Below are 22,081 nucleotides of genomic sequence, written 5' to 3'. Positions count from 1 at the left end.
CTTGGGCTTGTTTGCCATGTAAGGCGACACTCATTTTAAAAATAAGATTAAAGCCTTTAACGCCTATACGCTTTCTAAAGTGCACCAACTCGGTGGCATTGCAAGGCATGCCTGGTATATAGTTTGAGTGACCACAGAAGTATTGATAATAAGGGTTGCGCTTAAACTGTAAAACAACACGCTCATCAGAGAGGTTTTCTAGTTGTTTAAGCAAAAGCAAACCTACCATCAGCCTGATGGGTTTTGAGGGTCTGCCATTGTTTTGAGAGTAATGTTGTTCAAAGGCATCATCGAAGACTGTCCAATTAATAGTGTTGGCTAGTTGTATTAAAGGGTCTTTGACATCTAATTGAGAAAAGAGCTCTGAATGAAAAAGATTTGATTGGGTGGATATTGGGCTGGATTTAGTTAACATTTTTTTAAGCAAAACGACCAAGAAATAAGAGGTATTTTAGCAAAAGTTGGTTGATTTGTCTAGGGTTATTGTTGGTTTTATTGTTATAAATCAATGTTTTGTGTGGTTTTTAAGGGTTGACTATTTAGGTGTAAGTCTTTAAATAATGTATTAGATGCAGGGCTCAACAGTCACTGCACAATATTTAAAAGCAGGGATTTTACCGTTAGGGTCAATGTCATCACGAGTAATAATATTAGCAGCAGCCTCAACAAAGCAAAAAGGCATGAATACATTGCCGATTTGTAGATTGCTATCAAGTTTAGCAAGTGTTTTAACACTGCCTCTTTTTGATTTAAGTATGATATTGTCACCTGATGATATACCTATCTTTTTCGCATCTTTAGGATTGATGGCTAAAAATGATTGTGGTTTTAAATGGTTTAATACTTTGGATTTTCGAGTCATTGACCCAGTATGCCAATGTTCCAGTATGCGCCCTGTTATTAGAATTAAAGGATAGTTATTATCTGGTAATTCAGCATTTAACTGATAATTTGTTGGCACAAAAAGCGCTTTGCCATCTGAGGTGGGGAATCCTTCTTTAAAAATAATAGCCTCTCCTGGGTCGGACTCTTTTTTGCAAGGATAGGTGACTGATGATTGTTTTTCTAGTTTATCCCATGTAATGCCTTGAATACTTGGCATGGTTTGTCGCATTTCATTAAAAATTTGTTTAACACTGTCATACTGCCAATCAAGCCCTAATTCTTTGGCAATTTCTATGATTATCCACCAATCTGGTTTGGCAGAACCTGGCGCATCAAGTACTTGCCTTCCCATTTGCACTTGTCTATTGGTATTAGTAACGGTACCAGTCTTTTCAGAAAATGTTGTAGCGGGTAAGATGACATCTGCTAAAGCAGCAGTTTCAGTGTAAAAAATATCTTGAACAACTAAGTGTTTAAGTTTAGCAATGGCTTGGCGACTGTGATTTAAATTAGGGTCAGACATTGCTGGATTTTCTCCCATAATATACATTGCTTGTAAGTCGTTAGTCACAATGCTATCAATGACTTCAGTCACTGTTTTACCTGGCTTTGTTGCTAGGTCAGTTTCCCACAATTTAGAGAATTTAGCATGTACATTAGCATCATCCACTTTCTGGTAATCTGGCAACATCATTGGTATTAAGCCAGCATCAGATGCACCTTGGACATTGTTTTGCCCTCGCAGGGGGTGCAATCCTGTGCCAGGTCGTCCAATTTGTCCACACATTAATGCTAAAGCAATCAGACATCTAGCATTATCAGTACCATGAGTATGTTGAGAGATGCCCATACCCCAAAAAATAATAGCATTGTCAGCCTTAGCATATAAGCGCGATATGGTTTTTATTAACTTTGCTTCAATGCCACAAATTGCACTGATAGACTCAGGTGAATAGCGCGCACTTGAGGCTTTAATGGCATCAAAATTTTTAGTGTGTTTGGCAATATATTCTTTGTTGGTCAGATCTTCTTTGATAATCGTGTGCATCATTGCATTGAGGATTAACACATCAGTGCCAGGGTTAAATTGAACAAAATGCTTAGCTAAACGAGATAAAGATGTACGCATAGGGTTCATTTCGATGATAGCTTGATTTTTTTTGGCAGCATTTTTGAAAAAACTAGCGGCAACTGGGTGATTAACATTAGGGTTTGCACCAATAACAATAATAACATCAGAAAATTGTGCATCATTAAATGGATTGGATACTGCCCCTGAGCCAATACCTTCTAATAAAGCATACACTGATGAGGCATGACATAAGCGTGTGCAATGATCAACATTATTATTTTCAAAACCAGTTCTTACTAATTTTTGAAATAAATAAGCCTCCTCATTAGAGCACTTGGCGGAACCAAAACCTGCTAATGCCTCCCGGCCTTGTTGGGTTTTAATTGTTTTTAAACCCTTTGTAGCAAAGGCGATTGCCTCTTCCCATGTTGCGGGTCTAAACATTTCTTCAAGGTACTCAGGCGTTAGTTTATCAATTGATTTAGGGGCATTATCTCTACGTATTAAAGGTTGTTTTAATCTAGCATCATGGTGTGCGTAATCAAACCCATAACGCCCCTTGACACATAAACGACTTTTATTAGCAGGGCCTTCTCTACCTTTTACACCAACAATTTTATTATCTTTTACTTTGTAAGTCAGTAAACAACCAACTCCACAATAAGGACAAACGGAATCTACTTCTTTTAAGTCCGGCGTCCAATTGTCTTCATTTTTTGAGGTTAAGGCACCTGTTGGGCAAGCTTGCACACATTCACCACAACTCACGCAAGTGCTTAGACTTAAATCAACTTCTAAATCAAACACAATTTTAGTGTGACGACCGTTATTTGCCATTCCTATTACATCATTACATTGCTCTTCACGACAGGCACGGATGCATAAATTACATTGAATGCAACTGTCTAAATTAACGGCAATCGCACAATGTGAAGTATCAGCAACAACAGGGGTGTGGCGCTTAGGTAGCTTGGTGTGATAAACACCAAGCTGCTCACACCATTTTTGCAAACGCGAATCATATTGATATTTTGATTGGATACTTTGTTCAGGCATATCGCTTATTAATAGCTCTAATACCATTTTTTGTGATGTTAAAGCGCGCTTATTATTACTATAAACCACCATGCCTTTGGTTGGTTGGCGGCAACACGACGGGCTAAGTACTCTTTCGCCATCAATTTCTACCATGCAAGAACGACAATTACCATCTGGACGATAGCCTTCTTTATAGCATAAGTTTGGTATTTGTATGTGATGTCTCTGCGCTGCTTGCAATATGGTTTCATTGGTAAGCGCTGTGATGTTTTGGTTATTAAGGGTAAAAGTGGTCATTTTAGTTCTTCTGGAAAGTATTTAATAAGTGAACGAATTGGGTTGGGTGCTGCTTGACCTAGACCGCATATAGAAGAATCTTCCATTACTACGCATAAAGATTCTAATACTTGTTTGTCGGGAGATTCTTGCTTTAGTAATTCAACTGATTTAGCGGTACCAACGCGACAAGGAGTGCATTGACCACAAGACTCGTCACGCAGGAAAGTCATGACATTAATAGCGGCATCTTTAACACTATCTTGGCTTGAAAGCACGATAATTGCCATAGAGCCGATGAAACTATTGTATTTGTCTAAAGTGCCAAAATCCAATACTTCGTCAGCAGCAGAAGGTGGTAGAATGCCACCACAAGAGCCACCAACAAAAAATGCCTTTAACTGATGACCTTCCAGCATACCATCACAATATTTGTTAATCAGCTGATTAAGAGTAATACCATTTGCCACGACATAAACACCAGGTTTGGCAACTCTACCACTGATTGAAAAAGTTCGCATACCAACAAAATCATTTTGACCTAAAGAATGGTACCAATCTGCACCTTTTTTGATAATATCTGGTACCCAATGCAATGTTTCTAAGTTATGTTCTAAGGTGGGCAAACCAAACAAACCAACTTGACTTAATCGTGGCGGTTTTAAGCGTGGCATTCCTCTTTTACCTTCGATTGATTCGGTCATTGCTGATTCTTCGCCACAAATGTAGGCGCCTGCACCACGTCTTAAATGTATTTTTGGTAGTGGGTAATCTAGTTCGGTATTAAGTTTGGCGAGTTCATTGATTAAAATTTGACGCGCATTGGCATATTCATTACGCAAATACAAATAAATATTATCGGCATTAATTGCCCACGCTGCTATTAATGCTCCTTCAATAAATTGATGTGGGTTGCTCTCTAAATAATAACGGTCTTTAAATGTGCCGACTTCGCTTTCGTCAATGTTGATTAGTAACATATGTTCACCAAGCTCTTCACGCACAGATTGCCATTTAATACCTCCTGGGAATCCCGCGCCTCCTAGACCACGCAAACCTGATTGTTTAAGTATTTCAATCACCGATTCAGGTGTTTGATTGGCAACGCAATCAAGCAATGTTTGATAGCCACTTTGTTTTTTGTATTGTTCAAAAGTTAGATGATTATGAGTAGGCAGTGGCTGATATACTTGGTTTTTGATAGCATGTTTAAGTTTTGTTTCATCGGCGTAATCAATAGGATTTTCACCGAGTAGTGCTACTGGCGCATGTTGGCAACGCCCTAGGCAGGCAACAGGCATAATGCGTAATTTATTCCCATACTGCGCTTTGGCTTTGATTAATAAGGCATCGGCGTTATGCATTTGACAAACTAATGAATCACAAATTTTTAGAATAATTTTATTTTCAGGTAGCTGATCAGGTTCAACTACTTGAAAGTGGGGGTAGAAAGTAGCCACCTCAAATACTTCTGATAGAGAAATGCTTAATAATTTTGCTATATCCTCCATATAGGCACGACTGATACAGTGGTATTCATCTTGTATACAATGTAAGTATTCAATCAAATAACTGCGCTCAATTGGTAAGTGTTTGGTTAATTCTAAAATGGTGTTCATCGGTTATTCTCTAGTATTTTTTTTGTAACAAATTTTCATAGCATTTCATTATTTATTTTTTATTTAATAGAGTCTATATTCTTATATGGGAGATTATTTTTAATTAAATTGATTGATGTAAAGTTTAAAGTGCCTTAATTTTTTTTTGTTATTTAGCAGTGATTTGATGGGAAAAATCATTACTTTGTTTATTAAACAGGTTTTTCTTTGATATAGAAATCATACTACATTGTTTTTTATTTATTTCTATAATACTATAGACTTATTTCAAGTTTTTTATTTCGGCTAGGGAATTATGAATTTCCCAAAAGAGCGAGCACCTTTGCCAACTTTAATGGTTTTAATTGTGGCTAATTTTGAAACATCAATCAGGCTAACAGTATCATCAAACCAATTGGCAACATAGACAAGTTGGTCGTTTTGAGGGTGAGTACTAATGCCTTCAGGTTTGTCTCCCACTTCAATGCTGGCGATATATTTCTTATTTTTTGTGTCAATCACCCCTACATACGAATCCCCTTGATGGGTGACTAATAAACGCTGATTATTCAGTGCCAATGTTAGTGCATAGGGTAAAGAATCTTCTGCTAAATCAATATGCGCTACTAGTTCTAAATTATTAATATCTAATACACTGATGTCATGACTAACGACATTAGCACTGTAAATAAATTGGGTATCAATTGCCAGACCAAAAGGGTGTGTCCCCACTGCTGTTGTTTTTTCTACTAGGCGGGTGGCAAGGTTGATTTTAGAGACTGAGTTAGAAAGTCTATTGGCAACAAATAGATGGCTATTATCTACACTTAACACCAAACCTGAAGGCGACTGCCCAACTAAAATTGTATCCACCAACTGTTGTTGTTTAGCATCAAACACATGCACTTTGTTGCTATACCAATCTGCAATATAAACATAATTATCTTTGTGATCAATAGCAATACCTAATGGCGCACCACCGACATAAACAGTTTTAACAACTGCTTGAGTTTGGCTGTTTATAATAACAAAAGAACCATTCTCTGGCGTTGTAACATAGATCTTATTGTTATGATGGCCACTAGCAACACCCGCTGGTGCGCCAGCCACCTTAATAGTTTTGATAGTTTGATTAAGACTTAAGTCAATAACATCAACCGTATTGTCTAATTGATTGCTAATATAGGCAAAAGGACTGGCAACTGTGAGTGTGTGATAAAATAACAGCATTAAACTTAAGTATTTGGTATTCATAATTATGCATAGGCGTCATAATAACCCTATGTAAGATGAGTTTTTAAAGGTGCCTTTAATTTTGAATAGTTTGCACTATTTTCATGGCTAAATTAGGAATGCTCTTTTGTGTTGCCTGCATACTCCTTCCTTTTGCTTCAACTACATGGCGAGCAATAAGTTTAGTTTGCTTGACATCAATAACTCTAGCAATTATATAGGCAAATAAATAACTGGGTTTATGTAGTCGCCCTACTATGACATAATCAACACCTATTTTTCGACCTAATTCAGCTACCACATCTGGGTGTGATTGAAGATAACCCACACCTTGATTTGCTTTATTTTGCAACTGGTGATCAACAGGTATTATCTTATAACCAAGTTTTGTTAAAGCTTGTGCGAGTAAAGGTTGAATTGATTGCGTGCGTATTTTTTCTTGTACATCGTTAATTTTAATCGTAGTGTCGGTTAGCTCAAAATCTAGCACGCTAATTGTTTTATCAAAAGCATAAGTTAGTGTAGCAATGAGTAATATTGATAAACCAATAATATTGCTTTTCATTTTTACTTTTCTAATATGACTTTCAAATTATCAAGACCTGCACGATAAACACCATTAACTGCTTTTTTAGCAGCTATTTCATTGAGTTCTTTAGGTGGATTGTTGTTCATAAAACCACGATAATACGCCCCTTTCCAAGTGACTATTGATTGGTTTTTACCTTTTTTAGTTACTTGAATACTAGCGGAATAATTGGACACCGGCAACACTTTAACAGCAATATCATCACCTAAATGTTGAATGGTTTTAACCGTACTCATATCAATGATTTTATAATCGTAGCGCATCTTATTAGGCTGGTATTTTTTGAGCTTTTCATTAATAACACCACCATTCTTTAGCATAATACTACGTATGCTACCTTTTTTATTGCCTTTTTTTAGCATCACTACTTTTTCAACTAAAGGGTGCCAAGATAAGTCAGAAAAATTCTTAATTCTCTGCCAAACTTTTTCAGTGCTTACATTAATCACGATTTGTTTTTGTGATTTTTTTCTAGTGGGTCCGTGAGATTCTGCAACAACAGATAACAACAATAAGGTAATGAAACAATATTTAATCAACATCTTTTTAACTCCTGCTAAGTAATAAAATACTCAAACTTTGAGGTTTAAGAATACCATAATTTTTATTTCCATCCATAATACTATAGGTCTAATTCTACTAACCTATTGTTTTATAAATTACAAGTAGTGATAATGTCCGTAAACAGAACGAGTTGATGTTACATTTGTGTTACTGTTTTATGGGATAACTTTTGTGATTATATTATTAAAGGAGTTAATTTTGAGTTTTTTTAAAAATTTTTTTAAAAGGAAAAAAGGAGATAGTATGAGTAATTTTATTGTTAAGGGAAAATGTCGCTGCGAGGAAAATCCAGTACAATTTCAATATACCAAGGAGCCTTTCGAGATTCATTACTGTTTATGTACGGATTGTACTGAAACTTGTGGTGGTTCGCTTGCTATTATTGCAGTGGTGGAAAATGCAGAATTTGAGGTAACGGCCAATCAAGATAAAATCAAAAATTTTGATTCATTAGAAACTTGTCACAGAAAGTTTTGCACAGAATGTGGCTGCCATATGTTTTTAAATGTTGATGCTTATCCAGATCATACATTGGTACATGTGCCAACTTTAGAGCGTGGTGTTGATTTAGGGCAAACGCCAGATAGGTGGGTATTCACAGATTCTAAACATCCTATGTTCACCATTCCCGATGATGGCTTGCCTCGTCACAGCGGTTGGGAAGCAACTTCTAACACATAGAACAAAAAAACAGCCAATACTTAAAAAATATTGGCTGTTTTTTTATTGAGACCAATATACCAATATAAGGAGTAGTAAAAATGAAGATAAAAGCAGCGGTTGCATGGCAAGCGAAAGCACCCTTGTCCATAGAAGAAATTGAAATTGAAAAGCCAAGAAAAGGAGAAGTGTTGCTACGCGTTGTTGCTTCAGGCGTTTGTCATACTGATGCCTTCACTTTGTCTGGTAATGACCCAGAAGGTGTTTTTCCTTGTGTGTTAGGTCACGAAGGTGGTTGTATTGTAGAAGAGTGTGGTCCAGGCGTTAAAGACTTGAAACCAGGCGACCATGTAATACCGCTTTATATACCCGAGTGCGGTGTTTGTGATTATTGTAAGTCCCCAGAGACTAATTTATGTCAATCAATTGCCAGCACTGTCTGGACTGGTTATATGCCTGATGGCACTAGGCGTTTTTCTCAAAACGGTAAACCAATTTATCATTACATGGGTTGTTCTACTTTTGCAGAATATACTTGTGTTCCAGAAATTGCACTGGCAAAAATTAATAAAGAAGCGCCACTGGACAAAGTATGCTTGCTGGGTTGTGGTGTAACCACAGGTATTGGCGCGGTATTGAACACCGCCAAAGTGAAGCCCGGGTCAACGGTTGCAGTATTTGGTATTGGCGGTATTGGTATGTCATGCGTTCAAGGTGCAGTGATGGCAAAAGCTGGGCGTATTATTGCTATTGATCATAATGACAGTAAGCTTGAATTGGCTAAATCCTTAGGTGCAACTGATTTAATTAATGCTAAAAACCTTAGCGGATCTATTGTTGAAAAAATTATAGAGATGACTAACGGTGGCGTGGACTACTCATTTGAATGTATTGGTAATGTGCATGTGATGCGTGATGCATTAGAATGTACTCATATGGGCTGGGGTGTTTCTACAGTCATTGGGGTAGCTGGCGCTGGTGAAGAGATAGCAACTAGGCCTTTTAATTTAGTAGTAGGGCGCACTTGGAAGGGTTCAGCATTCGGTGGCGTTAAAGGGCGTACAGAGTTACCAGGTTATGTGGATAGATATATGAATGGTGAAATTGAACTTGATTCAATGGTTACACACACCATGGGGTTAGAAGATATCAATCACGCCTTTGATTTAATGCATGATGGCAAGAGTATTCGCTCTGTGATTATTTTTTAGATGTAGGAAGAGGATATAGCAGATGATAAAAGAAATAGAGAGTATTAAAGAGTTCGGCGGTTTTTTAAAGCGCTATACCCATCAATCTGATGTCAATCATTGTGAAATGACATTTTCTATTTACCTACCACCTCAAGCACAGAAGGAGAAAGTACCTTCGTTGTATTGGTTGTCAGGTCTGACTTGTACAGATGATAATGTTAGAACCAAGGCAGGCATGCAAAAATATGCCTCTGAGTTGGGGCTTGCCATTATTATGCCGGATACCTCACCTAGAGGGGAGGATGTTGTTGATTATCCTGATCGCTATGATTTAGGTAAGGGCGCAGGTTTTTATGTTGACGCTACTGAATCGCCTTTTGCGCAACATTACAATATGTACAGTTATGTTGTTAATGAATTGCCTAGCATTATTGAAGATAATTTTCCTGTTATTAAAGGTGTTAAGTCTATATCAGGACATTCAATGGGTGGACATGGTGCGTTGATTTGTGCCCTAAAAAATAAAAATGCCTATCGTTCTGTTTCGGCATTTTCTCCGATTTGCAATCCTACACAATGCGATTGGGGTAAAAATTGTTTTACAACTTATTTGGGCACAGATGAAAAACAATGGCAACAATATGATGCTACTTCTCTAATTGAGAATGGTGCAAGTGTTGATTCCATATTAATTGATCAAGGAACTGCAGATGAATTTTTAGAAAAGCAACTGTATTCAGAAAGTTTAAAGGAAATTTGTGTAAGCAAAAAAGAAGTTTTACTTAATTTTCGCATGCAAGACGGCTATGATCATAGCTATCATTTTATTGCATCGTTTATAGGTGAACATATGGAGTATCACTACAAAAAGTTATTATAGTGGTGATTTTTTTGAAGTAGAACAGGAGATAAATATGAAAAAAGTTAATATAGTTACAGGTTTTGCCTTGCTACTATTGTTGTTTTTATCATCGTTGGTAACAGCCAATGATGATGCAGCAAGAAAAGCCAATGACCTTAATAATTGGGCGATACCGACGGGTGATTTTTTCAACCAGAGGTATTCTCGTTTAAGTCAAATTAATAGTAGTAATGTTAGTCAGTTAAAACCTGCATGGACATTTTCTACTGGTGTGTTACGCGGTCATGAAGGTTCGCCTTTAGTGGTTGATGGCGTGATGTATATCCACACGCCATTCCCTAACAATATTTATGCCATGAATTTAGATAATGGTAAAATTATTTGGGAATATAAGCCAATACAAGACCCGAAGGTTATTGGGATAATGTGTTGTGATACGGTTAATCGAGGCTTATCTTACGCTGAAGGCAAAATCTTTTTATACCAAGCAGATACAACATTGGTTGCTTTAGATAGTAAAAATGGCAAGCTTGTTTGGAAAGTGAAGAATGGTAATCCTGCTGTAGCTGAAAGTGGGACATCTGCACCTATGGTTTTTGAAGATAAAGTTGTGGTTGGTATTTCTGGCGGTGAGTATGGTATTCAAGGACGGATTACTGCTTATGATATCAATAGTGGAAAAATGGTTTGGAACGGTTATTCACAAGGTCCAGATAATATGACTTTAATTCAACCTTATAAAACCACACACTTAGGTAAAAAAGTGGGTAAAAATAGTGGTGTTACTTCATGGAAAGGGGATCAATGGAAAACAGGCGGTGGATCAACATGGGGATGGTATTCTTATGATAAAGACACCCGTTTGATGTATTATGGTTCTGGTAATCCAAGTACTTGGAACCCTATTCAAAGGCCAGGTGACAATAAATGGTCTATGACGATTTGGGCGCGAAACATTGATACTGGTAAAGTTAAATGGCTTTATCAAATGACCCCGCACGATGAGTGGGATTATGATGGTGTTAATGAGATGATTTTGGCTGATATCACTGTTAAGGGTATGAAACGTAAAACACTGGTTCATTTTGATAGAAATGGCTTTGGTTATACATTAGATAGAATTACTGGTGAATTGTTAGTAGCGGAAAAATTTGATCCAGTAGTTAACTGGGCAACCAGTATTGATCTAAGAACAGGGCTACCTAATAGGGTTAAAAAATACAGCACTGAAGCAGGCGGTGAAGACACTATTACTAAAGATATTTGTCCAGCAGCGTTAGGTTCTAAGGATCAACAACCCGCAGCTTTTTCACCTAAAACAGGACTGTTTTATGTGCCAACTAATCATGTGTGTATGAATTACGAACCTTATGAAGTTTCGTACACGCCTGGTCAGCCTTTTGTAGGTGCAAACTTAGATATGTTCCCACCTAAAGGTGAAGACAACTTAGGTAATTTTATTGCTTGGGATGCTGATAAAGGTAAAATTATCTGGTCTAACCCTGAACGCTTCTCCGTTTGGAGTGGTGCTTTAGCAACAGCAGGTGATGTTGTATTTTATGGTACTTTAGAAGGATATTTTAAAGCTGTAGATGCAAAAACTGGTGCTGAATTATATCGCTTTAAGACCCCATCAGGTATTATCGGTAATGTGATGACTTACATGCATAACGGCAAACAATATTTAGCAGTTTATTCTGGTATTGGTGGCTGGGCTGGTATTGGTATGGCAGCTGGTATTGATGGTGATGGAGACCAAGGTGGTTTAGGTGCTGTTGGTGGCTATAAAGAGTTATCAAAATACACTAAACTTGGTGGTCAAGTGACTGTATTCTCATTATAGAAGTCACATAGGCAAGATAAGGGTAGTTATTTTTTTATAGAGCAAGTATTCGTTTAACAATTTAGAGGTGATTAAATTGTTATGATTAATGCTGGTTTTATAATAAACTTGACTGCCTTTATTTTACCTTTGTAAGCACCTTGAGCGAAATAAATTTAACTGCCTTTATTTTGCCCAAGGTGCTTACAAAGGTGAAATTATTTGGTTCAATCTTGAGTTCCTTTCAGTTTGGAGTGGTGCTTTTAGTGACAGCAGATAATGTTGTATTTTATGGTGCTTTAGAAGGGTATTTTTAGAGAAAACGGGCGTAGATACCCGTCAATTGGAGGTGATACACTTATGAGTCAAATTCACAGAACAAAAAAAGGAGAAAGATGAAAATTATTCCTACAATAATACGATTTAGCGTGTTCTTTTTTATATTTTTCAACACATTTGTTTTTGCTAGTAATCAAGATAATTTTGAGCAAGATAAAAAATATTATGTTGTTGATGAACAAGGCAGGGTGGATAAAAAAACTTATAATGGCTGGCGTCGTTTTGGTGCTTGTAGTGGTTGCCACGGCGCTAAGGCTACAGGTGGTACCTCTGGTCCTAACTTGTTATTGGCGATAAGGAATAAAAAAATAGATTTTATTACATTCAAGGAAATTGTCTCTAAGGGACGACCAAACAAAGGTATGCCAGCATGGAATATTGACCCTAATGTGAATAAATATTACCCACATATTTACGGCTATCTACGGGCGCGCTCAGACGGTATACTTAAAGGTGGTAGACCAAAAAAAATACCCAAATGAATGGTTTATTCTTAGGTATTGCTTTGTTGCTCTTTGCTACGCTGGCAAATACCAAGGAAAAAACATTTGAAGTTTATGATAATAAAGTGCTAAGAGTTTGCTCAAGTCGTAACTTGCCTTTTAGTACTACCAATTTATCAGGTTTTGAAAATAAAATTGCTACCTTTATAGCCAAAAAACTCAAAATATTGCGGGTGGAGTACACTTGGCATCCACTAGGTGTGGGCTTTATCCGTAACACTTTAAATACCAATTTGTGTGATTTGGTTCTAAGCACTACTTTGAAGAATGGCTTATTGCTCAATACCAACCCTTATTATCAATCGGCGTATGTGTTTGTTTATCGTCAACATGAAAATCTAAAAATTAAACATTTGAGCGATAAAAATCTACAATATTTGCGCATAGGGTTGTCAAATAATACACCACCATTATCGGTGTTGCTGGAGTCTGGTTTTGATTATCAACTACATTATTATCCGTTGTTGGTGGATAATCGCTATTATTCAGTGCAGCAAAAAATGATTGATGATTTACTTGCTAAAAAAATTGATGTTGCTATTGCTTGGGGGCCTAGCATTGGTAACAATGTGCAAAAATATGCAAACAAGTTGCAAATGACAAAACTCAAAGATAAAAAAATGTATTTCAAAATTAGCATGGGTGTCCGTAATGGTGAAATTGAATTAAAACATCGAATTAACCGAATATTACGCAAACACAGAACAGCGATTAATGCTATATTAAAATCATATAATGTGCCATTAGTGTTATAAAATTAAGGATGCATACCTTCTTTACAAAATATTTAATTGGAAATAAAATAATGAAAAAACTGCTTGCATATTTTTTACCACTGCTGCTTGCAAATACTGTTCACGCTTTTAACAATTCTTACCCTACTCTTGCTATCGTCGAATATACTAGTAATTGTATGGCTATAAATTATAGTTCAGTTAGCGCATTAAAATCTTGCGCTTGTAGTATTGATGTTATCGCAGCAGAAATACCTTATAAAAAATATGTTGAGTTAGAAACTATCTCTCGTATGCAACAAATCCCCGGAGAGAAAACTTTAATTTTTAAAACAGCAGCTTACAGAAAAAAACAAGGCGCTTTTTACAAGGCACAAATTAAAGCAAACAAGCTGTGTTTCGTCAATGCGTTTGGACCATCATTATAAGGTACCCTTTAAAAATCCTGTCAAATTAATAATCTAAACCTCTTGCTGCGTTAACAATATTTTTGATAGTGGTGTTTACTTGGTTGTGAATATCATTTTTCTTACTAAGCAAATAGGTTTCAATAATTATATCGTCTCCTTTTTCATATACAGCAACTCGACACGGCATATATAATATATAGGAAAGGGACTGTTCTATAAATTTTTTAGCAATACTGACATTACAAAAGTTTACAATAGATGCCTGTATAAAGTCTTGGTCGTTATTTGTAGCAATAGCCTCTCCAATATGATTGATAGAAGTAATTCTATAGTTATGCCGTCTAATTGCAAGCCTTAAATCATACATAACATCATCAAAATTTTTATCAGTTTTTACAAGGTAACGCTGATATTTATCAATAGTATTAGCTTGGTAATAGACAACATAAGTATTGATAATGAGCAATAGTGATAAGACAACAATGCCAATACTAATAAATTGATTTAACAGAGAAGTGTTCAACTTCATAATATTGGAAACACGACTAATTGATATATTGAGAAATTTCTTTTGCTAAGAAGAATGCATAGGCATCGGTATCAACCACTTCTTCACACAAATATGGATTGTGTTTTTTACGTGCATTAAGTACAGTTATTTGCCATTGGTATTGCTCTTCTAAATCTGCTAATTTAGTGATATTAGTATCTTTAATTGCTTGCCTAATTTGCTTTCTGGTTATTTGCAATATATCCACCCTTTTTTGATGATTACGACCATAATTCAAAACGTAGTTTATTTTTTCTTGTCTTTGTTGATTTAGTTTTTTTAAAGTATAAGCGAATAGTAGTGTTAACTTAGAGTTATCACCAGAAATTTTCTGGGAAAATTTTTTAACAATGGTTGTGGCATGTTCTTGGTTGTCTTGGGTTTCTAGCAAACGATGTCCTGTCTTTTTAATCAACTCAGATACCATGATTTTGTTTTGATTAAGTGAATCAAATATTTCATTATGACCATGATGCCAAACCGCACCAATAGAAATATTGCGCACTAATCGTTGTGCACAAAACCAATTTTTATCAGAGGCGGCAGCGTAACCATTAGTGTTTAATTGAAATAAAATAATAAAAATCAGTGATTTCATTTTGTCATCATTATTTTTTTAGAGTTTTTTGCATTTCTCAATATTGTGTTGTCAAGTTCAATCTTACTATCGGTTTGATTGGCCAGTTTAACAGCATTTAAAATAACATCATGATAAGGGGATAAATTGCAAGCGGGGTCAGCATTGCGTGCCTCTTGAGTTAACAAATAAGCCTGGCAACGACAGCCACCAAAATCCTTTTCCTTTTCAGGGCAAGATTGGCATGGCTCCAGCATCCAGTCATTACCTCTATATTTGTTAAATGCTTTAGATTGCCGCCAAATCGTTGCAATAGAATCTGTTTTAACATTAGGAAAAGTAATGTTTGGTAATATTTTTGCGCTATGACAAGGTAGAGCCTCACCATTTGGGGCAATGGATAAAAATGTGCTGCCCCAGCCATTCATGCAGGCCTTTGGCTTACCTTCATAATAATCTGGAATCACGTAAATTATCTTCATCTTGTCATTATATTGTTTTTGATAGTCATGTGCTATCGCCTCAGCTTGGTCCAATTGTTGTTTAGATGGGAGTAATTGCGTCCTATTGTGTAGTGCCCAGCCATAATATTGTACAGTTGCCAATTCAACATAATCTGCTTTTAAACTAAGTGCCAGTTCTAACATTTCTTTTGTTTGATGGATATTTTGCCTATGCAGTACAAAGTTTAAAACCATGGAAAAGCCATAATGCTTGATTAGTTTTGCTGCTTTTATTTTTTGTTCCCAAACATCGCTACCAGCGTATTTTTTATTACTTTCTGAGTCACTACCTTGAAAACTTAATTGAATATGGTCTAAACCAGCGCGTTTAAATGTTTTTATTTTTTCCTCTGTCAGACCGACGCCTGAGGTGATAAGGTTAATGTAATAACCCAATTGATGTGCGTAGTCAATTATTGTTAATAAATCCTTCCTCAGCAAAGGCTCGCCACCTGACAAGCCTAATTGAACTGAGCCTAATTTTCTAGCCTGTTTTAATACTTTTAACCACTCTTTTGTGCTCAAGTCTGTATTTTTGTACTGATGTAAGTCCAACGGATTGGAGCAATACGGACATTGTAGTGGACAACTATAAGTTAGCTCTAATAATAACCAAAGAGGAGGTGTTATTTTAACCATTGTTTTTCATAAGCTTGTTGAATAAATTCGGTAACATCATTTTCAATATCAGCGGAGTTACCAAATCGCTCCTTAAGGCTGTTGATAATATCGTCTAAACTATGATTGCCATCACAATATTGTAATATATTAGCGGCACTATCATTAAGCTTTATCATGCCCTCCGGGTAAAGTAAAACAAAGTTATTTTGACTTTCTTCAAACTGTAGACGGAAAATATGATTAATTTTAGGTTGTGTTGTTAAATCTAACATTTCTAACAATCCTTATAAGGTGGTTGGTTGTAAAAAAATGCCAAATAAATAGCATCTGAAATAGACCATAAAATATCCAATTTGAATTGCAATATTCGTAGAGCATGTTGTTGTTGCTCGTAACTGGAAAAATAATCTAGTGTAATTGTTAATCCGTTTTCAACATCTCTTCTGGCTTGTGATAGGCGGTTGCGGAAATAATGGTAACCGTCTAATTCTATCCAAGGGTAATGTTTGGGCCAGTTATCCAATCTGTTTTGGTGAATATTAGGTGCAAACATTTCTGTTAATGACGAGCAAGCAGCCTCTTGCCAGCTGGCCTTCATAGCAAAAGTGACATAAGCATCTACTGCGAAACGAACACTGGGCAAAACTGCATTAAGCGAGTGTATTTTTTTACTTGACAATCCACAAGCATGTCCTAACTGTACCCAAGCTTCTATGCCACCTTTTTGACCACCATGTCCATCATGGTCTAAGATGCGTTGTATCCAATGTTGACGCACCACTATATCATCACAGTTCGCTAAAATATGTGCATCTTTTTGAGGAATTTTAAGCTGATAATAAAAGCGATTAAGCACCCATGCTTGGATTTGTTTTTTGCTGCATTTACCAGTACTCATTTGTTTATGCAATGGATGGTGAATATGATAGTACTTTTCTTTCGCCAGTAATTGCTGTTTAAATTCTTCTCGGCTCCATGGTTTCTTTTGCATATTTTTTAGGTAAATTGTTATAATTCAATGTCCATACCATCATAGGCGACTTCAATATTATTTTTGATGAGTATTTTTCGCTCTTCAGAGTCTTCATTTAAGATGGGATTGGTGTTGTTAATATGGATTAAGATTTTTCTACTATTGTTTAGTTTCGGGTCTGACAGAACCTCTATCATTCCCCCTTTACCAGATTGCGGTAAATGCCCCATATCACTGGCTAACTTGTTTGATATTTTTAGCTTAACCAATTCATCATCACGCCAAACAGTACCATCTATTAACACGCAATCTGCTTGATGCATAAAGCTTTTTACCTCATCAGAAATGACATTCAAACCAGGCGCATAAAATAGGCTTTTGCCAGAGTGATTATCTTTGATAAAAACGCCAATATTGTCACCAATATGTGGGTTATGGCGATGCAAAGAATATGGTGGAGCCTTGCTGTCTAAATGTATAGCGGTAAAACTCAACTGTTCGATTTTTTCTATGTTAAACGAACTTTGACCATCACAAGCAATAGTATGGATTGTATTGCCACCCCAATGCTCTAGCATACTAAAAATTGGAAAGGCAGTGGTTAAATCTTGATATACCATATCTGTACAATAGATGTGGTGTGGACAACCTTCTCTTAACATTAAAAGCCCAGTTGTATGGTCAATTTGCGCATCAACATATAAAATGGCAACAATAGCAGTATCTCGTATTGTTCTATGAGGTTGTAATTTATCAAACGATTGTAGTTGTGATAGAATATCGGGTGAAGTATTAAATAATACCCAAGATTTGTTGTCAGCACTGACAGCAATAGAAGATTGAGTTCTAGCACTGGTTCTAATGCTAGATGTTCTAACGCCAGTACAATTAGGACAATTACAATTCCATTGTGGAAATCCTCCACCTGCTGCAGACCCTAATATGCGTATATACATAGTTTGATGATATAATGAAAAACTCCGTTAAAATCTTAACGGAGTTTTATAGGATTTAAAAAAAACTTAACGGTTGGCTATGTACATGGTTACTTCCATGCCAAAGCGCATTTCTTCAAAACTTGGCTTAATCCACATATTAATTCTCCTTTAGTTTATTAATACAAAACACAACATATAAATATCTTGTCATGTGCCTAACTGCTAGTGCATACTACCATTGTGAACCAGTCATTACAAGTAGTTCTTTAGTATTAATACAACCTATCTAAAGGTTAAAATTATTTATTTAAGTGTATCATTTCTGCTAATTCCTTTTGATTAATACCACGAAAGTTTTTTGTAAATGATACTTACAAAGACTTAGGCTGTACCAAACTATGCACTATTTTTATCATAAAAGCCATTCTAATATTTTAATTGTTTTGCTATTCTTACTACTTTCATTTAAAGTGCTTAGTGATAGTACCTCAAACACTAATATTGCTGTTGTGTTGTTAAGTTATGATGTTAATAAAAAGTTGTCTAATTTAGATAAAAAACCTAAAAACTTAGGCATAGCAGGTGGCGTTATAGCTGTTAAAGACAACAATACTACTGGCTCTTTTATTGGTGAGAAATTTAATATTACGAGTTTTAAATCCAATAAAATCAAAGAGATAGAGAGAAAAATAGCAACATTAATTACACAAAACTATCAGCATATTGTACTAGATGTGCCTAGTGATTTATTATTGTCAATGAGTACTAGGTACAGCAGTAAAGATGTATTATTTTATAATATTGGCAACAAAGATAATAAATTAAGAAACCAAGATTGTAGGAAAAATATTATTCACATTGCCCCAAGTTATGCTATGTTAGCTGACGCAATTGCACAGTTTTTGGTTTATAAAAATTGGAAAAAATGGCTATTAATCACAGGGCAAAAAGCTAACGATAAAAAATTTGCTGAAGCAATTAAAAAATCCAGTAAAAAATTTGGTGGACGCATTATTAAGGAAAAGCAATGGAACTTTGGCCCTGATAGTCGTCGCACTGCACAAAAAGAAATCCCTATTTTTACTCAAGGCATTGATTACGATATGTTGATTGTTGCAGATGAGGTTGGTGAATTTGGTGAATATATTATCTATCAAACATGGTTGCCAATTTTGGTCTCAGGTACGCAAGGTTTGATGCCAACCACTTGGCATAAAACCCATGAAAAATGGGGTGCTGTACAATTACAAAGCCGATTTTATAAGCGTTATGAAAGAAAGATGCGCGCTTTAGATTATCAAGTTTGGTTAGCCATAAGAGGTATTGGAGAGGCGGTGACGCAAACTCATTCCAGTCAATTTGCAATTGTTAAACAGTATTTATTTGGTGCTCAATTTTCTATTGCTGGATTTAAAGGCAGAAAGCTAACGCTTAGAGACTGGAACCACCAATTGAGACAGCCTATTTTATTGGTATCGGCTAATTCTTTAGTGTCAGTTTCTCCGCAAAAAAAATTCTTACACCAATATTCCAACCTAGATACACTTGGTCTTAGCAAAGAAAATACACAATGCAGAATGTAACGCCTATTTTTACGACAAGCAATGCAATAAGTTATTAACTATATGAGGAGAATTTAACATGAAAAAACAACTATTTTTTTGCTTACTAATGTTATTAACACTAGTAACGAATGCCAAAATTTATGTTTCTAATGAAAAAGACAATAGCATTAGTATTTTAGATGGAAAAAACTTTAAGCTACTTGAAACAATTAAAGTTGGGCAGAGGCCAAGGGGAGTGATTCTTAGCCAAGACCAAAAACGACTTTATATTTGTGTTAGTGATGATGATAAGATTGAAGTGTTAGACCTAGAGACTTTAAAAATTGTTGATATTTTACCATCTGGCCCTGATCCTGAATTAATGGAAATTAGTAGTGATGGTCGTTTTATTTATGTTTCTAATGAGGATGATAATTTAATTACAGTTATTGATGTTGAGGCAAAAAAAATCACAGCAGAAATTGAAGTAGGGGTTGAGCCTGAAGGTATGGCCATTAGTCCAGATGATAAAATCCTAGTAAATACATCTGAAACAACCAATATGGCGCACTTTATCAATCTTGACAGTCACTTGATTTATGGCAATGTATTAGTAGAATCCCGCCCTCGTTACGCCAAGTTTTCTCCAGATGGAAAATTTGTCTGGGTTTCTTCTGAAATTGGCGGCATTGTTAGTATTATTGATGTAAAAACTTTAAAAATAGTCAAAAAGATTGGCTTTGCTATCAATGGCGTTGAAAAGGAATTAATTCAACCAGTTGGTATTGCCTATAGTAAAAAAGGTTTGGTTTTTGTAGCATTGGGACCTTCTAATAGGCTGGCTGTTATTGATGCTAAAACCCTAAAGGTTATTAAATATATATTGGTAGGTCAAAGAGTATGGCAATTGGCCTTTAATAAAGATGAATCAATCTTAGCTTCTACCAATGGTGTTAGTAATGATATATCCATTATTGATGTTGAAAAACTAAAGGCTATTAAGTCTATTGCTGTTGGCAGATATCCTTGGGGGATTGCGTATGCAGATGATTAACCCCTCTTGTATTAAAGTTAAAAATTTGATTTATAGTATTGGGAATAAAACTATTTTAAATGACATAACATTTGATATTCCAAACAGAGGTGTTACTTTTTTATTGGGTAGAAATGGTGCTGGTAAAACCACTTTATTTTCTTTACTAACTCGTTTTTACAAAGCGCCAAAAAATTCAGAAATTATGTTATTTTCTCTTGATATTAACAAGCATAGCCATACAATCTTTAAAAAAATAGGTATCGTATTTCAACAAAGAACTCTGGATTTAGATTTAAGTGTCAGGCAAAATTTAATGTATTTTGCTCAACTGCATGGACTTAAAAAAGAACAGTCCATTAGTAGCATAGCAAAAAATTTACAAACTTTTGGACTACTAGATGCGCTAAACCAAAAAGTACGCACATTGAGTGGGGGGCAAATAAGGCGTATTGAGCTGGTTAGATCATTGCTCAATCAGCCTGAATTATTGTTATTGGATGAGCCAACTGTGGGATTAGATATAGAAAGTAGAATAAAATTAACCAACCATGTGCGTCATTTGGCTCAAAAAAAATTAGCCGCTTTATGGAGTACACATTTAATTGATGAAGTCAACTTGAATGATTATATTATTATTTTAGAGCAGGGTCAAATAATAGCAGCAGATTATGCCAGTAATATTATCAAATCAGCCAATACTGAAAATCTACAACAGGCTTTTGTAAAGCTGACAGGCAGTCAAATTAATGAACAATAATTATTTAACTGCATTCAAAGCGATTGTTTATAGAGAATTTTTGCGTTTTTTGCAACAATACACACGTTTTTTTGCCTCTTTAGTGCGACCCTTGGTTTGGTTGTTTATTTTTGCAGCAGGATTTAAGTCGGTACTTGGGGTGTCTATCATTCCACCTTATGAAACCTATGTTTTATATGAGACTTACATTACCCCTGGTTTATGTGCAATTATCCTATTGTTCAGTGGTATGCAAAATTCGTTGTCAATGATATATGACCGTGAAATGGGAAGTATGAAGATACTATTAACTGCGCCTCTACCGCGCTGGTTTTTATTGTTGAGTAAATCCATGGCTAATGTTTCTGTTGGTATTGTACAAGTTTATGTTTTTTTAATCATTGCTTATTTGTGGGGAGTGGAGATTAATTTTAATACTTATTTGACCTTATTACCAGTTTTATATTTGGTGGGTTTAATGTTTAATGCAATTGGTTTATTATTGTCTTCTTTAATTAAACAATTAGAAAATTTTGCTGGAGTAATGAATTTTGTTATTTTCCCAGTTTTTTTTGCTTCGTCGGCGTTGTATCCATTGTGGAATATTCAGCAATCAAGTCTATTACTTTATCAAATAGCCATATACAATCCGTTTACTTATGCAACCGAAGCCATTCGTTTCGCCCTATATGCTCAATTTAATGTTGATTATTTAGTAGTTATACTGCTAGTAACGACGGTATTCGTAAGCTTATCTTTATTTGTGTATAATGGCAGGTGCATAGAATTTTCATAATTTTTTTGGGGTGGAATATGAGGCGTTTG

Annotated in this window: 24 protein-coding genes; 11 read left to right on the top strand and 13 right to left on the bottom strand. The window is 35.6% G+C overall.

Annotated features, from left to right (window positions below; all coding sequences use genetic code 11):
- From BHECKSOX2_RS03265 to BHECKSOX2_RS03240, 6 genes are all read right to left on the bottom strand, one after another.
- A partial coding sequence (locus BHECKSOX2_RS03265) for a transposase (protein ID WP_139682481.1) occupies window positions 1-415 on the bottom strand: 415 nt, incomplete at its 3' end.
- Window positions 416-565: 150 nt separating this feature from the next.
- On the bottom strand, window positions 566-3,292 hold the full coding sequence (fdhF, locus tag BHECKSOX2_RS03260) for a formate dehydrogenase subunit alpha (RefSeq protein WP_139682435.1): 2,727 nt from the start codon (window positions 3,290-3,292) through the stop codon (window positions 566-568).
- Window positions 3,289-4,890, bottom strand: a complete 1,602-nt coding sequence (locus BHECKSOX2_RS03255; protein WP_139682434.1) for an NAD(P)H-dependent oxidoreductase subunit E — start codon at window positions 4,888-4,890, stop codon at window positions 3,289-3,291. The genes fdhF and BHECKSOX2_RS03255 overlap by 4 nt, the downstream gene beginning before the upstream one ends.
- A gap of 285 nt (window positions 4,891-5,175) precedes the next feature.
- Window positions 5,176-6,123, bottom strand: coding sequence for a YncE family protein (locus BHECKSOX2_RS03250; RefSeq protein WP_245391292.1), 948 nt, complete (start codon window positions 6,121-6,123; stop codon window positions 5,176-5,178).
- A 55-nt stretch (window positions 6,124-6,178) separates the two neighbouring features.
- Window positions 6,179-6,667 carry a DUF2380 domain-containing protein gene (locus tag BHECKSOX2_RS03245; RefSeq protein ID WP_139682433.1) on the bottom strand — a complete coding sequence of 163 codons (489 nt, stop codon included), beginning with the start codon at window positions 6,665-6,667 and terminating at the stop codon, window positions 6,179-6,181.
- A 2-nt stretch (window positions 6,668-6,669) separates the two neighbouring features.
- Window positions 6,670-7,233 (bottom strand): SRPBCC family protein, encoded by a 564-nt coding sequence (locus tag BHECKSOX2_RS03240; RefSeq protein ID WP_139682432.1) that lies wholly within the window; start codon window positions 7,231-7,233, stop codon window positions 6,670-6,672.
- A 265-nt stretch (window positions 7,234-7,498) separates the two neighbouring features.
- Here BHECKSOX2_RS03240 and BHECKSOX2_RS03235 point away from each other — a divergent pair, with 265 nt between their 5' ends.
- The 7 genes from BHECKSOX2_RS03235 to BHECKSOX2_RS03205 all read left to right on the top strand — a co-directional run bounded on the left by BHECKSOX2_RS03235 (window position 7,499) and on the right by BHECKSOX2_RS03205 (window position 13,796).
- Window positions 7,499-7,936 (top strand): GFA family protein, encoded by a 438-nt coding sequence (locus BHECKSOX2_RS03235; protein ID WP_139682431.1) that lies wholly within the window; start codon window positions 7,499-7,501, stop codon window positions 7,934-7,936.
- A gap of 80 nt (window positions 7,937-8,016) precedes the next feature.
- Window positions 8,017-9,126, top strand: coding sequence for an S-(hydroxymethyl)glutathione dehydrogenase/class III alcohol dehydrogenase (locus BHECKSOX2_RS03230; RefSeq protein ID WP_139682430.1), 1,110 nt, complete (start codon window positions 8,017-8,019; stop codon window positions 9,124-9,126).
- A gap of 25 nt (window positions 9,127-9,151) precedes the next feature.
- A complete protein-coding gene (gene fghA / locus BHECKSOX2_RS03225; protein WP_180323639.1) occupies window positions 9,152-9,988 on the top strand; it encodes an S-formylglutathione hydrolase in 837 nt (278 codons plus the stop codon).
- Window positions 9,989-10,022: 34 nt separating this feature from the next.
- On the top strand, window positions 10,023-11,813 hold the full coding sequence (locus tag BHECKSOX2_RS03220; protein ID WP_139682428.1) for a methanol/ethanol family PQQ-dependent dehydrogenase: 1,791 nt from the start codon (window positions 10,023-10,025) through the stop codon (window positions 11,811-11,813).
- A 374-nt stretch (window positions 11,814-12,187) separates the two neighbouring features.
- On the top strand, window positions 12,188-12,613 hold the full coding sequence (locus BHECKSOX2_RS03215) for a c-type cytochrome (RefSeq protein WP_139682427.1): 426 nt from the start codon (window positions 12,188-12,190) through the stop codon (window positions 12,611-12,613).
- Window positions 12,610-13,389 carry a quinoprotein dehydrogenase-associated putative ABC transporter substrate-binding protein gene (locus tag BHECKSOX2_RS03210; protein ID WP_139682426.1) on the top strand — a complete coding sequence of 260 codons (780 nt, stop codon included), beginning with the start codon at window positions 12,610-12,612 and terminating at the stop codon, window positions 13,387-13,389. Before BHECKSOX2_RS03215 ends, BHECKSOX2_RS03210 begins: the two co-directional genes overlap by 4 nt.
- Before the next feature lie 50 nt (window positions 13,390-13,439).
- Entirely contained in the window at window positions 13,440-13,796 is a 357-nt protein-coding gene (locus BHECKSOX2_RS03205) for a hypothetical protein (RefSeq protein ID WP_139682425.1), read from the top strand.
- Window positions 13,797-13,821: 25 nt separating this feature from the next.
- Here BHECKSOX2_RS03205 and BHECKSOX2_RS03200 read toward each other — a convergent pair whose 3' ends face one another.
- The 7 genes from BHECKSOX2_RS03200 to pqqA all read right to left on the bottom strand — a co-directional run bounded on the left by BHECKSOX2_RS03200 (window position 13,822) and on the right by pqqA (window position 18,096).
- Window positions 13,822-14,307 (bottom strand): DUF302 domain-containing protein, encoded by a 486-nt coding sequence (locus BHECKSOX2_RS03200; RefSeq protein WP_139682424.1) that lies wholly within the window; start codon window positions 14,305-14,307, stop codon window positions 13,822-13,824.
- 16 nt (window positions 14,308-14,323) lie between these two features.
- Window positions 14,324-14,926, bottom strand: a complete 603-nt coding sequence (locus BHECKSOX2_RS03195; RefSeq protein WP_139682423.1) for a hypothetical protein — start codon at window positions 14,924-14,926, stop codon at window positions 14,324-14,326.
- A complete protein-coding gene (gene pqqE, locus BHECKSOX2_RS03190; RefSeq protein WP_139682422.1) occupies window positions 14,923-16,047 on the bottom strand; it encodes a pyrroloquinoline quinone biosynthesis protein PqqE in 1,125 nt (374 codons plus the stop codon). The genes BHECKSOX2_RS03195 and pqqE overlap by 4 nt, the downstream gene beginning before the upstream one ends.
- Window positions 16,035-16,301, bottom strand: coding sequence for a pyrroloquinoline quinone biosynthesis peptide chaperone PqqD (gene pqqD, locus BHECKSOX2_RS03185; RefSeq protein ID WP_139682479.1), 267 nt, complete (start codon window positions 16,299-16,301; stop codon window positions 16,035-16,037). The genes pqqE and pqqD overlap by 13 nt, the downstream gene beginning before the upstream one ends.
- Window positions 16,302-16,303: 2 nt before the next feature.
- Entirely contained in the window at window positions 16,304-17,020 is a 717-nt protein-coding gene (pqqC, locus tag BHECKSOX2_RS03180; protein WP_139682421.1) for a pyrroloquinoline-quinone synthase PqqC, read from the bottom strand.
- A gap of 17 nt (window positions 17,021-17,037) precedes the next feature.
- Window positions 17,038-17,958: a pyrroloquinoline quinone biosynthesis protein PqqB gene (gene pqqB / locus BHECKSOX2_RS03175; RefSeq protein ID WP_139682420.1), complete on the bottom strand. Its 921-nt coding sequence runs from the start codon at window positions 17,956-17,958 to the stop codon at window positions 17,038-17,040.
- 66 nt (window positions 17,959-18,024) lie between these two features.
- Entirely contained in the window at window positions 18,025-18,096 is a 72-nt protein-coding gene (gene pqqA, locus BHECKSOX2_RS10585) for a pyrroloquinoline quinone precursor peptide PqqA (protein WP_139682478.1), read from the bottom strand.
- Window positions 18,097-18,338: 242 nt separating this feature from the next.
- On the opposite strand from pqqA, the gene BHECKSOX2_RS03165 reads away from it, so the two are divergent.
- From BHECKSOX2_RS03165 to BHECKSOX2_RS03150, 4 genes are read left to right on the top strand one after another with little or no spacing between them, the layout of a single operon-like run.
- Window positions 18,339-19,523: an ABC transporter substrate-binding protein gene (locus BHECKSOX2_RS03165; RefSeq protein WP_139682419.1), complete on the top strand. Its 1,185-nt coding sequence runs from the start codon at window positions 18,339-18,341 to the stop codon at window positions 19,521-19,523.
- Between the two features lie 58 nt (window positions 19,524-19,581).
- Entirely contained in the window at window positions 19,582-20,538 is a 957-nt protein-coding gene (locus BHECKSOX2_RS03160) for a PQQ-dependent catabolism-associated beta-propeller protein (protein ID WP_139682418.1), read from the top strand.
- Window positions 20,525-21,277, top strand: a complete 753-nt coding sequence (locus BHECKSOX2_RS03155; RefSeq protein WP_139682417.1) for an ATP-binding cassette domain-containing protein — start codon at window positions 20,525-20,527, stop codon at window positions 21,275-21,277. The genes BHECKSOX2_RS03160 and BHECKSOX2_RS03155 overlap by 14 nt, the downstream gene beginning before the upstream one ends.
- Window positions 21,267-22,052 carry an ABC transporter permease gene (locus BHECKSOX2_RS03150; RefSeq protein ID WP_139682416.1) on the top strand — a complete coding sequence of 262 codons (786 nt, stop codon included), beginning with the start codon at window positions 21,267-21,269 and terminating at the stop codon, window positions 22,050-22,052. The genes BHECKSOX2_RS03155 and BHECKSOX2_RS03150 overlap by 11 nt, the downstream gene beginning before the upstream one ends.
- Window positions 22,053-22,081: the final 29 nt, after the last annotated feature.

Source organism: thiotrophic endosymbiont of Bathymodiolus puteoserpentis (Logatchev), assembly GCF_900127505.1.
Taxonomy (GTDB): Bacteria; Pseudomonadota; Gammaproteobacteria; order PS1; family Pseudothioglobaceae; genus Thiodubiliella.
This window is presented reverse-complemented; position numbering and strand designations above follow the sequence as displayed.

Bases quoted from the DNA above. Each gene is read 5' to 3' on its own strand.
- BHECKSOX2_RS03245 (WP_139682433.1), bottom strand. From the start codon at position 6,667: ATGAAAAGCAATATTATTGGTTTATCAATATTACTCATTGCTACACTA.
- BHECKSOX2_RS03150 (WP_139682416.1), top strand. From the start codon at position 21,267: ATGAACAATAATTATTTAACTGCATTCAAAGCGATTGTTTATAGAGAA.
- pqqB (WP_139682420.1), bottom strand. From the start codon at position 17,958: ATGTATATACGCATATTAGGGTCTGCAGCAGGTGGAGGATTTCCACAA.
- BHECKSOX2_RS03210 (WP_139682426.1), top strand. From the start codon at position 12,610: ATGAATGGTTTATTCTTAGGTATTGCTTTGTTGCTCTTTGCTACGCTG.
- BHECKSOX2_RS03155 (WP_139682417.1), top strand. From the start codon at position 20,525: ATGCAGATGATTAACCCCTCTTGTATTAAAGTTAAAAATTTGATTTAT.
- BHECKSOX2_RS03255 (WP_139682434.1), bottom strand. From the start codon at position 4,890: ATGAACACCATTTTAGAATTAACCAAACACTTACCAATTGAGCGCAGT.
- BHECKSOX2_RS03165 (WP_139682419.1), top strand. From the start codon at position 18,339: ATGCACTATTTTTATCATAAAAGCCATTCTAATATTTTAATTGTTTTG.
- BHECKSOX2_RS03200 (WP_139682424.1), bottom strand. From the start codon at position 14,307: ATGAAGTTGAACACTTCTCTGTTAAATCAATTTATTAGTATTGGCATT.
- BHECKSOX2_RS03230 (WP_139682430.1), top strand. From the start codon at position 8,017: ATGAAGATAAAAGCAGCGGTTGCATGGCAAGCGAAAGCACCCTTGTCC.
- BHECKSOX2_RS03220 (WP_139682428.1), top strand. From the start codon at position 10,023: ATGAAAAAAGTTAATATAGTTACAGGTTTTGCCTTGCTACTATTGTTG.
- BHECKSOX2_RS03235 (WP_139682431.1), top strand. From the start codon at position 7,499: ATGAGTAATTTTATTGTTAAGGGAAAATGTCGCTGCGAGGAAAATCCA.
- pqqC (WP_139682421.1), bottom strand. From the start codon at position 17,020: ATGCAAAAGAAACCATGGAGCCGAGAAGAATTTAAACAGCAATTACTG.
- BHECKSOX2_RS03250 (WP_245391292.1), bottom strand. From the start codon at position 6,123: ATGAATACCAAATACTTAAGTTTAATGCTGTTATTTTATCACACACTC.
- BHECKSOX2_RS03215 (WP_139682427.1), top strand. From the start codon at position 12,188: ATGAAAATTATTCCTACAATAATACGATTTAGCGTGTTCTTTTTTATA.
- BHECKSOX2_RS03195 (WP_139682423.1), bottom strand. From the start codon at position 14,926: ATGAAATCACTGATTTTTATTATTTTATTTCAATTAAACACTAATGGT.
- BHECKSOX2_RS03160 (WP_139682418.1), top strand. From the start codon at position 19,582: ATGAAAAAACAACTATTTTTTTGCTTACTAATGTTATTAACACTAGTA.
- pqqD (WP_139682479.1), bottom strand. From the start codon at position 16,301: ATGTTAGATTTAACAACACAACCTAAAATTAATCATATTTTCCGTCTA.
- BHECKSOX2_RS03240 (WP_139682432.1), bottom strand. From the start codon at position 7,233: ATGTTGATTAAATATTGTTTCATTACCTTATTGTTGTTATCTGTTGTT.
- pqqE (WP_139682422.1), bottom strand. From the start codon at position 16,047: ATGGTTAAAATAACACCTCCTCTTTGGTTATTATTAGAGCTAACTTAT.
- BHECKSOX2_RS03205 (WP_139682425.1), top strand. From the start codon at position 13,440: ATGAAAAAACTGCTTGCATATTTTTTACCACTGCTGCTTGCAAATACT.
- fdhF (WP_139682435.1), bottom strand. From the start codon at position 3,292: ATGACCACTTTTACCCTTAATAACCAAAACATCACAGCGCTTACCAAT.